General features: G+C 36.7%; 12 protein-coding genes. 11 read left to right on the top strand and 1 reads right to left on the bottom strand.

What is annotated here, in order from left to right; genetic code table 11:
- Nucleotides 1-147: 147 nt before the first annotated feature.
- From HCO57_RS06985 to HCO57_RS06975, 3 genes are all read left to right on the top strand, one after another.
- Nucleotides 148-2331: a PAS domain-containing sensor histidine kinase gene (locus HCO57_RS06985; protein WP_167988418.1), complete on the top strand. Its 2184-nt coding sequence runs from the start codon at nucleotides 148-150 to the stop codon at nucleotides 2329-2331.
- Nucleotides 2332-2810: 479 nt separating this feature from the next.
- On the top strand, nucleotides 2811-3824 hold the full coding sequence (locus tag HCO57_RS06980; RefSeq protein ID WP_245167552.1) for an ROK family protein: 1014 nt from the start codon (nucleotides 2811-2813) through the stop codon (nucleotides 3822-3824).
- A gap of 236 nt (nucleotides 3825-4060) precedes the next feature.
- Complete coding sequence (locus HCO57_RS06975) at nucleotides 4061-4618, top strand: nitroreductase (protein WP_167988417.1); 558 nt, start codon at nucleotides 4061-4063, stop codon at nucleotides 4616-4618.
- Here the strand turns inward: HCO57_RS06975 and HCO57_RS06970 are convergent.
- Entirely contained in the window at nucleotides 4615-5130 is a 516-nt protein-coding gene (locus HCO57_RS06970) for a DUF456 domain-containing protein (RefSeq protein ID WP_136949390.1), read from the bottom strand. The genes HCO57_RS06975 and HCO57_RS06970 overlap by 4 nt on opposite strands.
- Nucleotides 5131-5230: 100 nt before the next feature.
- Between HCO57_RS06970 and HCO57_RS06965 the strand changes: the two genes are divergently transcribed.
- From HCO57_RS06965 to ruvC, 8 genes are all read left to right on the top strand, one after another.
- Nucleotides 5231-5677 (top strand): hypothetical protein, encoded by a 447-nt coding sequence (locus HCO57_RS06965; protein ID WP_167988416.1) that lies wholly within the window; start codon nucleotides 5231-5233, stop codon nucleotides 5675-5677.
- Nucleotides 5678-5777: 100 nt separating this feature from the next.
- Nucleotides 5778-8003 (top strand): TonB-dependent receptor, encoded by a 2226-nt coding sequence (locus HCO57_RS06960; protein WP_167988415.1) that lies wholly within the window; start codon nucleotides 5778-5780, stop codon nucleotides 8001-8003.
- Between the two features lie 187 nt (nucleotides 8004-8190).
- Complete coding sequence (locus HCO57_RS06955; protein ID WP_010518648.1) at nucleotides 8191-8550, top strand: BlaI/MecI/CopY family transcriptional regulator; 360 nt, start codon at nucleotides 8191-8193, stop codon at nucleotides 8548-8550.
- A 39-nt stretch (nucleotides 8551-8589) separates the two neighbouring features.
- Nucleotides 8590-10269, top strand: coding sequence for a M56 family metallopeptidase (locus HCO57_RS06950; protein WP_167988414.1), 1680 nt, complete (start codon nucleotides 8590-8592; stop codon nucleotides 10267-10269).
- Nucleotide 10270: 1 nt separating this feature from the next.
- Complete coding sequence (locus tag HCO57_RS06945) at nucleotides 10271-10414, top strand: hypothetical protein (RefSeq protein WP_167988413.1); 144 nt, start codon at nucleotides 10271-10273, stop codon at nucleotides 10412-10414.
- Nucleotides 10415-10425: 11 nt separating this feature from the next.
- Nucleotides 10426-10635, top strand: coding sequence for a hypothetical protein (locus HCO57_RS06940; RefSeq protein ID WP_167988412.1), 210 nt, complete (start codon nucleotides 10426-10428; stop codon nucleotides 10633-10635).
- 42 nt (nucleotides 10636-10677) lie between these two features.
- Nucleotides 10678-11157 (top strand): hypothetical protein, encoded by a 480-nt coding sequence (locus tag HCO57_RS06935; RefSeq protein ID WP_136949394.1) that lies wholly within the window; start codon nucleotides 10678-10680, stop codon nucleotides 11155-11157.
- Nucleotides 11158-11721, top strand: a complete 564-nt coding sequence (ruvC, locus tag HCO57_RS06930) for a crossover junction endodeoxyribonuclease RuvC (RefSeq protein ID WP_167988411.1) — start codon at nucleotides 11158-11160, stop codon at nucleotides 11719-11721.

Below are 11721 nucleotides of genomic sequence, written 5' to 3'. Positions count from 1 at the left end.
ATTGTATTGGATTGTTTTTTAGACATTAAAAAGTAGCTTTTTATGTAGGAAAATATTGTTCTTTTTAAGAATAAACTTACGGAAAAACTTAATATATTGTATATTGTAGGTTAAAATATTGCTACACATCCTATAACGTCCCACACCATGGTTAAAAGTCTATCGATTTTCACCAAACTATCTGTACCTTTTCTTTTATTAGATGAAAACTTTGTGATACAAGGATTTTCAGATGGTTTTCTTAAAGAATTTAGTGCCGAGGCCGCAATTTTAGGATTGTCATTAAAAAATCTATCTTCTAATCTACCAGAAAATTTAATTAAGGATGTAGAGGGAGCGCTATGGTCTAAGAATGTAATATATGGTGAAGGGAAATTAGTATCTAAGGAAGGTAAATTGCAATGGTATAAATGGGAAATTACTACCGTAAAGGAAGAAGATATTACCCTATTGATTACTATAGAGAACCATACTAAATCTAAAATTGCAGAGGAACTCTATAAAACTTCTGAACAAGTATCACGTACAGGTAGCTGGGAAGCAGATTTGATAAACAATACCTTGTATTGGTCAGACATGACCAAGATTATTCATGAAGTTCCACTAGATTATGTTCCTAGCTTAGAAACTGGAATTAACTTTTATAAAGCCGGGCGTAGTAGAGATGTCATTACTCAATGTGTTGAAGAAGGTATTTTAACAGGGAAACCATGGGATGTAGAACTGCAAATTGTTACGCAAAAAGGTAGAGTTTTATGGGTGCATGCAAAAGGCGATGCAGAAAGGGAAAACGGTAGATGTGTACGTTTGTTTGGTACTTTTCAAGATATAGATGCACAAAAGAGAGCCGAATTAGAATATCAAAAAATGGCCAATAGATTAACGTTGGCAACTGCTAAAACAGGTATTGGCATTTGGGAGTTCGATTTAAAATCTCAAGAAGTTTTTTGGGATGAAACGCTTTGCAAAATATTTGGTTATCAAAAGGAAGATTATGTTAATATTTTTGAATATTGGAAAAAAAATATTTCTAAAAACGAATTAAAAAAAATATATGAAGCAGTAGACAAGGCCACTCCAGAAAATAATAAATACAATGCAACCTACATGTTTGATAAGCCTGGTGAAGGTATTAGATGGATTAAAGCGGTAGGGACTATTCTATTTAATTCTCTAGGAGAAAAAATAAAGGTAATTGGCGTTTCTGAAGACATTACTGAAATTAGGCGTACTCAATTAAAGTTGAGTACCGTAGAAAAAAGTATGGAAACTACTTTTTATAACTCTACAGTAGGTATGGCTTTAGTAGAAACGGAAGGTGTAATAAAACAAGTAAATACCGCATTTTGTAAGAGCTTTGGTTATATAGAAAACTACTTAATAGGTAAAAACATTAGAACTTTTGTACATCCGGATGAATATTTAAAAAGAAGAGAAAGCATTAAGCAAGTTGTAAATGGTCGCCTAGATAACTATCAAGAAGAAACAAGGTTTTTAAATAAAGAGGGGGGTACCATTAATGTAATTTTAAATGTAACTCCCTATAAAAATTTTAACGACAATGTAACCCATCTAGTGGTGCAACTAGTAGACATCACTAATCTAAAAGAAACAAAGAAAAAATTAGAAGGTCTTTTAGATATTAGTTCTAAACAGAATGAAAGTTTACTCAATTTTGCTCATATTGTATCGCACAATTTACGTTCTCATGCCTCTAATTTAATGATGATTACCAGTTTAATGTTGGACGATGATATTGAGGAAGAAGAACGTATGCAAACTATAAAAATGTTGCAAGAAGCTTCTGACGGGCTTAATGACACCATAGTCCATTTAAACGAAGTGGTGCAAGTAAAAACAAATGCCAATATAGACTTAAAACCCATACAACTACAAGCTCAGATTAATGCCGTTGTTCAAAACTTAGCTGCTCTTATAGAAAAAAGCGGTGTAAGCATTACCATATGTTGTAATCAAACCATTAAAGTAGCTGGTGTAACAGCCTACGTAGAAAGCATTATTCATAACCTTATTACCAATGCCATAAAATATAGGGACAGTAGCAAAAAAGCTTTTATAAAAATAAATGTAAGTACCACTGCTAGAAAAGTGAAGTTGACAGTAGAAGACAATGGTCTAGGCATAGATTTAAAAAAACATAGGAGTAAGCTTTTTGGTATGTATAAAACTTTTCATAATCACCCAGAAGCAAAAGGAGTTGGGCTCTACATCGTTAAAAATCAAGTAGAAGCAATGGGTGGAAAGATCACAGTGAAAAGTGAGCTGAAAAAAGGTTCAACGTTTACTGTGGAACTAAACATGGCTAATTGATTTTTTTTAGTGATTCAACGGTATTGGCTTTTTTAACATACACCCTTATCAATTGTGGGTAAATAGTAGACTATATGAATTTTGTCAATTTTGAATGGGTGCACAAATTAGTTCTTGTAAATAGTAACCCCATAGAATTTATACAATACAATAGAATTGTGTTGAATGATATGTGTATAGCAATAGAATAGAGGTGTAAACCTAATGTGTTTTCTTGTTTGGGTATGGGGCGGGTACCTAGTTTATCTACAGTATAAGTCCATTCGTCTACACTAACAACCACTTAGCGGCAATACAAGGATTTTCGCTAGTTCCTTACACTATTTTTGGAGTGTCAAATAAGGAATAAAATTGTTTTAAAGACACTAAGTTACTATCAAAATGGGGATAGTAACATGGGTTTATCTATTTTAGGGTAGATATTTTGGGAGCTGATGAAAACACCTTCGATTACCGAAGGTGTTTTTGCATTTTAAGCTATGCCACGTACAGCAGTTGCATTAACTTTAAGGCAACAGATTAGTATACTTATGGACTTAGTAATTGGAGTAGATATAGGAGGTACAAAAACCAAAATAGGGCTCGTAAATAAAGAGGGCGTTTGCCTCGAAAAAACATTCTTTAGAACAAGAGAATTCACAGATTTAGATGATTTTCAATTTAAAATTAAGCAAGAGGTAACCCAACTTTTAGAAAAGGTTACAGGAGCTCCTAAAATTTTGGGCTGCGGCATCGGAGCGCCAAACGCTTCTAGTAAAAGGGGAACCATAGAGAACGCTGCAAATTTACAATGGAAGGGCAGCGTGCCATTTATGGAAAAGATGCAGGAGAAAATGCCAATGCCTATGCGCTTAATGAATGATGCCAGTGCAGCTGCCTTGGGCGAATTACTCTTTGGTAACGGCAAAAAAATGCAAGATTTTATTGCTATAACCTTGGGTACTGGCTTTGGTGCAGGTATTGTTGCAAATGGCAGACTGATAGATGGTTTTGATGGCTTTGCTGGAGAATTGGGTCATGTAGATATGACTATTGGTGACGGTAGACTCACGGGTTTAGGGGTGCCTGGCGGATTAGAAGCTTACGTGTCTGCTACAGGTTTAAAACGTACTATCATGTACATGCAAAGTAAGTATATGGAAGAAAGTAGGTTTAGGAGTATTGCTTATAAAGATTTGCATGGAGAAGATATCACCAAAGCAGCAGAAGAAGCGGATCCTTTAGCACTAAAAGCGTTTGATTATACAGCTAAAATTATGGCAAAGGCGCTCGCTAATTTTACAGCCTTTACCCAACCAGAAGCATTTATTTTAATGGGCGGATTGGTTAATAGTGGTAAATGGATTTTAGAACCCTTAGATCGCTACTTAAATACATACCTTTTAGAGGTCTATCGGGGTAAAGTAAAATTGCTAACCTCTGGTATGGAGGGTAAAACAGCTGCCATATGTGGTGCAGCTGCATTAATTTGGGAAAATCATCAAACCCAATAAAACTTTTTTATCTTTGCAATGTTGTGTTGTGTTCCGATGTGATATCGGGACTGGTGTGCATCCAAAAAAAGATGTAAACCAATGAAAGGCTTTCCGTGTGGGAGGCTTTTTTTGCTTTACATCAATTCTTCTCTAAATTTTAAATCAGAAAACCCGCATAATTGCAAGGTGTTGATTTGTTGTTAAGAAATTAGAAGGGGCTATAGCATTTCTTATTTTTGAAAAAAAACTAATAGATGATATTCGATTTAATAGCAAATAGACGTTCGGTCTTTCCTCCGCAATTCATAGATAAACCTATAGCCAAAGAAACCTTAGAGAAAATTTTGGAGGCGGCTAATTGGGCGCCTACCCACAAAAAAACAGAACCCTGGCGGTTTAAAGTTTTTACTTCTGCAGAAAAGAAAGCAGAACTAGGAAAATTCTTGTCGGATAAATACCAAGAAGTAGACCCAAAACCAAAACAGGTTACCATTAAAAAATTACAGGATAACCCAGAACGTTCAGCAGCCGTGATTGCCATTTGTATGCAACGCGATCCAAAAGAAAGTTTACCGGAGTGGGAAGAAGTAGCGGCTGTTGGTATGGCCGTGCAAAACATGTGGCTGTGTTGTACAGAATTAGGTATTGGAGCTTACTGGAGTTCTCCTGGCCTAATCAAGTTTATGGACGAGTATTTTGATTTTAACGAAGGCGAAAAATGTCTAGGCTTTTTCTATATGGGCTATTTTGAGGGCGATTTACAACAAGGACAACGTAGCCCAATGAAAGACAAAATAACGTGGTTAGATTAACTGCCAAAACTGAATAGCTCAGGGCCGTACTCTATGGCTTTCCATACAAATAAACCAAAATAGATAACGGTTACAATAAACTTTAAAAACGTTCCTGTTAAAAAACCAATAAAAGAACCAAAAGCCGCTTTAAGAGCGCGTTTTTGGTCTTTATTATGGATTAGCTCACCCACCATAGCGCCAATAAATGGCCAGATAATAATACCGAATGGGCCAAAAACAGGTACAAATATGGCCAATAATAGTCCTATTATGCTACCCCACATGCCGTATTTACTACCGCCAAATTTTTTGGTGCCTGCCGCAGGTATAACATAGTCTAGAATGGTAATGGTCAGCGCAATAATTAATAGTACAATAAGATATACCCAATTGTCTGGTACTGGTTTAGTCATATGCAAAAGCATAATGCCAACCCAGCTAATCGGTGGTCCAGGCAATACTGGTAAAAAACTACCCAATATCCCAATTAGGGTACACAAAAATCCAATAATCAATAATACTATATCCATATCGGTTTATAAGACTAAATTTACGACATAATGTTACAATTTAGTTTTTAATAAAACCCTGATATACTTTTTTTCGTACGTAGTTACAATAGAATAAACAATGCAAAAACAATTTCAAAAATATAGAGCTTATAAGGGTCTTTTGCCCTTGCTGGTCTGTTTTTATTTGTTAGCATTGTTGCAATTACCAGTTTTAGAATTGGGACATATGGTATCTCACAGTATTAATGGTAGTGAGGCCAAAGGTCATAGTCATATGTTTTTTAGAAGTCACCAAAAGGAGAATAGCCTAAAGTCTTTAGAAGCCATGGCGGGGCACGACCATAATATGTTAGAGACTTTAAAACAGGTTTTAGAGATAGAAAACCAACCTACACCTAAAGATGAGGTTAAGCTTAGTTTTAAACTAGATAAGCACATACCGCAACAATCTTGGGACGGTAATGACAACGGGCAAGGTATATATACAAATGTTTTTAGATTTTTACTTCCTAGTATTTCTTCGCCTATTATAGGGCAAGAAATACCACCGCCAGAGCTTAGTTAAGTTTTTTAGTCCATAGTAATCTTATAAGTCGTCTTTATTCTGGTAGCACGGCTAGATTACCTATACACAGCAATAATACTTAACAAAGAAATCAATTAGAATGAAATATTTTATTTGGATAGGCATCTTATTAGGTGCCCTGTCCATCAATGCACAACAATTAAAAGGCACCCTTAAAAGTGCCGCAGGCATTCCTTTAGAAGATGCTGGAATTTTTAATAAAACCAACGGTAAACACAATCACACAAATGCTTTGGGCGAATTTGTTTTGGAGGATACCCAAATTAACGATGAGGTTTCGTTTTCTAGATTAGGCTATGCTACTAAAACCATTACAATATCCCAAGTTCATATCCAAAACGGCCTAAACCTAGTTTTAGAAGAAAGTAGCATTAATCTGGACCAAATTGTACTTACGTCAGATAAAAAAGTGCTAACGCAATTGGTAGATGTAGACCTAAAGCAACAACCCGTAAAATCGTCTCAAGAAATTTTGAGAAAAGTACCTGGTTTAATCATAGGTCAGCATGCCGGTGGCGGTAAGGCAGAGCAAATTTTTCTACGTGGTTTTGATGTAGACCACGGAACAGATGTGGCCATAACCGTAGATGGTATGCCCGTGAATATGGTGAGCCATGCGCACGGACAAGGCTATGCGGATTTACATTTTGTGATACCAGAAACTATAGAAAATGTAGATTTTGGTAAAGGCTCTTTTTATGCCCAACAAGGAAATTTTAATACGGCAGGGTATGTAGATTTAGGACTTAAAAAACGCTTGAATACTAACCGAATTAGCTTAGAAGCAGGCCAGTTTGATACCCGTAGGCTTTTGGGTATGTTTAATGTATTGGATGGGCAAAAGCAAGCTGCTTATTTAGCGTCTGAGGTATATTTAACCAACGGCCCCGTAGAATCTCCACAGCATTTTAATCGTATAAATATTTTAGGGCGATACAACACGCAATTGGCCGCAGACGCTGACTTAACCCTAACGGTATCGCATTTTCAAAGCAAGTGGGATGCATCCGGTCAAATTCCACAACGTGCCGTAGACCAAGGTTTAATATCTAGGTTTGGCGCTATAGACGACACCGAAGGTGGGGAAACATCGCGCAGCAATATCATGTTGCGTCATAAAAAGTTTTTGGGTAATGGTAAGAGTTGGCAGACCGATGCTTATGTATCTAAGTACGATTTTAAACTGTTTTCTAACTTCACCTTTTTCTTAGAAGACCCAGAGAATGGCGATCAAATAATGCAAGAAGAAGATAGAAGTTTGCTTGGGGCAAGTACGGTTTTTAAAAACAGCATGGCAATCTTAGGTAACAGCACTTTTGAATATGAGGCAGGTTTGGGTTTTAGGTATGATAACGTAGATGATGTAGCCCTTTCACGCACGTTAAACCGAAAGGAAATTCTAGAACGTTTGGCCTATGGTGATGTAGACGAAACCAATGCCAATGCATTTGTGGCTGCAACTTTCACCAGTGGTAAGTTTAGTTTTGAACCGGCGTTGCGCTTAGATTATTTTAAGTTCGATTATGTGAACAAGCTTACCGAAACTTACGATAATAAAGGTCAAGAAAAACTCGCTTTTAGTCCTAAATTCAATACTATTTTCAATGCAACGGAGAACACCCAGTTATTTGTTAAAACAGGAATAGGATTCCATAGTAACGATGCAAGGGTAGTAGTAGCCAATAGCGGAGAAGCTATTTTACCAGCAGCTTACGGGGTAGATTTTGGTGTAATTACCAAACCTGCCAAGAATTTGGTTTTAAACGCTACGTTGTGGAGTTTGTTTCTAGACCAGGAGTTTGTATATGTTGGTGATGCGGGTATTGTAGAACCAAGTGGTAAAACAAGGAGAATGGGTGTTGAGCTTGGTGCCCGCTACCAACCTACAGATTGGTTTTATGTGTATTCTGATGCCAATTACACCCATGCCAGAAGTACAGAAGAAGCAGATGGCGAAGATTACATTCCACTAGCGCCAGATTTTACGGCAGTAGGCGGTTTAAGCCTTGGTAGGGAACAAGGGTTTTCTGGCGGATTTAACTACCGTTACATAGATGATAGGGCGGCCAATGAAGACAATAGTATTGTTGCAGAAGGCTATTTTGTTACCGATGCTACATTAAACTACAGCACCCAACAATGGACATTTGGTCTTATTGTAGAAAATTTATTGGATACCGAATGGAACGAAACGCAATTTGCAACAGAAAGCCGATTGTTTAATGAAACCAACCCGGTAGAAGAAATACATTTTACACCGGGAACACCATTTTATTTAAGAGGTAAAATTACGTATCAGTTCTAGGAATAAAAGACAAAAACCTGCTAAAACGTTCATTAGCAGGTTTTTTTATATCATTTTTTAACTAAAATATTAGTTTAAACTAAATATTTAGTTATATTTGAATCATATTTAACTAAAAACTTAGTTGAAAATATATCACAAAGTAAGGTAGTAGGGATAAATAAGGATAAAACAATACGCAAATAGCATGAAACAACTTACTAAAGCAGAAGAAGAAGTTATGCAAGTGCTCTGGCAACTACAAAAAGCCAACGTAGCTGCCATAATAGAGGAATTTAGTGCGCCAAAACCTGCTTACAATACGGTTTCTACCATTGTACGCATATTAGAAGACAAAGGTTTTGTAAACCATGAAAAAGTAGGAAAGGGGCATGTGTATTATCCGATTGTAAAAAAATCGGATTACAGCAACCAGAGTATCAACAAATTATTGAACGGTTACTTTCAAGGTTCGTTCAGTAGTATGGTTTCGTTTTTTATGAAAAAGAACGACATCAACCTAAAAGAATTAGAAGAAATTCTAGACCAAATTAAGGAAGAAGAATAGCCTTAGAAAAATTAGCAGACCACATTAAAAATACACCTTATGCTTACTTATATTCTAGAATGCGTAGCATTTCAACTTATTTGCTTACTGGTATACGATTTATTCCTGAAAAAGGAAACTTTTTTTCAATGGAATCGAGTCTTTTTGATAGTAAGCTACCTACTATCGCTGGTGTTGCCATGGGTTAAAATAGAGGCCTTAAAAACAACGGTAAGCAAAGAGGCGGTATATTATCCGGCTAATTGGTTTGTACAAATGGAAGGGGTAGTGGTAGAAGAAAACCCCACAGCAACCAGTTTTTTGGAGCAATTATCGGCTTGGGAATGGGCCTACATCTTTGGGGTTTTAGGCATGGCCGTGTGGTTGAGTACTAAGTTGTACAGGATTAAAAAGTTGCACAGTGAAGGCTTTAAAAAATACTACCCAGAGTATACGCGGGTTACCGTACAAAAGAGCAACGTGGCCTTTTCTTTCTTTAAATCCATTTTTATGGGCGATGCGTTGCCCAAAAACAAGGAACAACAAATATTGGAACACGAGCTGGTACACATAAGGCAATGGCACTCTCTGGATTTGTTCTTTTTTGAGCTAATGCGTATTGCTTTCTGGTTTAATCCGCTAGTATACGTATATCAAAATAGGGTATCAGAATTACATGAGTTTATTGCAGATGCCAAGGTGGCCAAGTACCAAAAAAAAGAACAGTATGCCATCTTATTATCACAAGCTTTTAACACGGAAAATATCAGTTTTATCAATCAATTTTTCACACAATCATTAATCAAAAAACGAATAGTTATGTTATCAAAACAAAAATCAAAGCGCATTTTTCAATTAAAGTACATCTTGTTGATGCCTTTAGTGTTAGGTATGTTGGTATATACTTCTTGTGAACAAAGTATAGATAATCAAGAAGAGAAAATAGAGGCGGTTAGTCTTAACGAAGTTCTTGTAAAGACAGACACCATTATTACGTCTACTTCAGTTACTTTTTCTACTATAGACCAGGTCCCTGTATTTCCTGGTTGTGAAAGTGCAGCAGATAAAAGGGCCTGTTTTCAAGAAAATATTCAAAACCACGTTCGTAAACACTTTAATTACCCTTTAGAGGCACAGGAGCAAAATATTCAAGGAAGGGTTGCTATAATGTTTACCATACAAGAAGATGGTACCATAGGTAAGATTAGAAAACGTGGTCCGCACGCCTTATTGGAAAATGAAGCGGTACGGATTATAGAACGGTTACCAAAAATGGAACCGGGCAAAAACAAAGGCAAAGTAGTAAGCGTACCTTTTTCTATACCCATTACCTTTAGGTTACAAGAAGAGCATTTTATAGATAACGCTATTGCACAATTTTCTAAAAGAGATGCCAATTGGGTACCGTTTATGGAAATAGAGAACCCACCCGTATTTCCTGGGTGCGAAGACGCTGCGGATGCCAGGGCATGTTTTAATGAAAACATAATTAATCACATTAAAAAGCATTTTAATTATCCGCAAGAAGCAAAAGAAAAGGGCATACAAGGTAGGGTGGCCATTAGGTTTGTAATTAACACCAAAGGTGAGATTATAGATATACAAAAACGAGGACCAAGCCCAATTTTAGAGGCAGAGGCAGAGCGAATTATTAAACGTTTGCCTAAAATGCAACCAGCCAGCAATAACGGTGAATTGGCAGATGTAGCTTACTCTATACCCATTACTTTTAAGCTTTAAGATGAAGTCTTTTTTTTTGCTACTGCTGATATTGTTAATGGCAAAAGCTGGAGCTCAAGGTCCGGCCTTTGCCGTGGCAGATAGCCTTTATACAATTGGCAATTATACCGCTGCCATAAATACTTATGAGGATTTAAAAGGGTAAGAGATGAAGCGATGAACTACTATACCGAAGATACGACCAATCCTTATTTTTATTATCAAATCTGTACTTTGGCGGATACCTATTATAAAGACCCTAAAACCAAACTGAGCTATTATGAACGTTTCCTAGAACTCCATCCGGAGGCACTTCCTTTTATAACAGAGCGAGCAAGAATCAGAATTACGGAACTAAAAGAGGAAATACACTTGGCTGGGGAGTAGTTTCTTTAAATTATCGTAATTTCATCCCCAAGATTAGGGAGTATGTTACGCTATGTGTTCTTATCTTTTAGCCTGTTGTTTGTTTCTTGCGAATTTTTATCGTCCAAAGAAGCGCTAACAGAGCGTAGGGTAACAGAAAAATTGTCAGCAATAGATTGGGATAGTGTAGATGAGTACCCTATGTTTGATGATTGCTTACTTACCCAGACCAAAGAGGAACAAAGACAATGCTTCCAAGCCACCATGCTTAAAAAGTTTTCTAAAGCTTTAGAAGAATTAGAGCTAAAAGTAGATAGCGGTCTTAATGATACCGTGAATGTAAATTTAGTGATAGACGAGCACGGTTTTATGGCAGTAAAAGATATAGAAGAGAATGGTAAAGTAATGCAACTTTTACCCAATTTTGAGCGAGAAGTTACGGACAAACTAAACGATTTAGTTACGGTAAAACCAGCCATTAAAAGAGGGGTTTTTGTTAAAGTTTCGGTTAGATTACCCTTAATCCTAAAAACAGAGGAATAGTTGGCTAAGGAGAAGATTATTTTAGGAATAGACCCAGGAACCACCATTATGGGGTTTGGTATTATTAAGGTGGTAAACAAAAAGATGGAATTTGTACAAATGAATGAGCTTTTACTGCATAAGTACACTGACCCATATATAAAACTCAAACTTATTTTTGAACGTACGGTTGAGCTGATAGATACCTACCACCCAGATGAAATTGCTATAGAAGCACCTTTTTATGGCAAGAATGTACAGTCTATGCTTAAACTAGGTAGAGCACAAGGAGTAGCTATGGCAGCAGGGCTATCTAGAGAGGTGCCAATTACGGAATACTTTCCTAAGAAAATTAAAATGGCAATAACGGGCAATGGTAATGCCAGTAAAGAGCAAGTAGCTAAAATGCTTAAAGGTCTTTTGGGCCTAAAAACACTGCCTAAAAATCTGGATAGTACAGATGGTTTGGCAGCAGCGGTATGTCATTTCTATAATGAAGGTCGCGCAGAGTTAGGTACTCAGTACAGTGGTTGGGAAGCCTTTGTTAAAGCTAATGCCAACAAGGTAAAAGGTGCAAAAAAATAG

The sequence above is a fragment of the Croceivirga sp. JEA036 genome (genome assembly GCF_011882165.1).
GTDB lineage: Bacteria > Bacteroidota > Bacteroidia > Flavobacteriales > Flavobacteriaceae > Croceivirga.
This window is presented reverse-complemented; position numbering and strand designations above follow the sequence as displayed.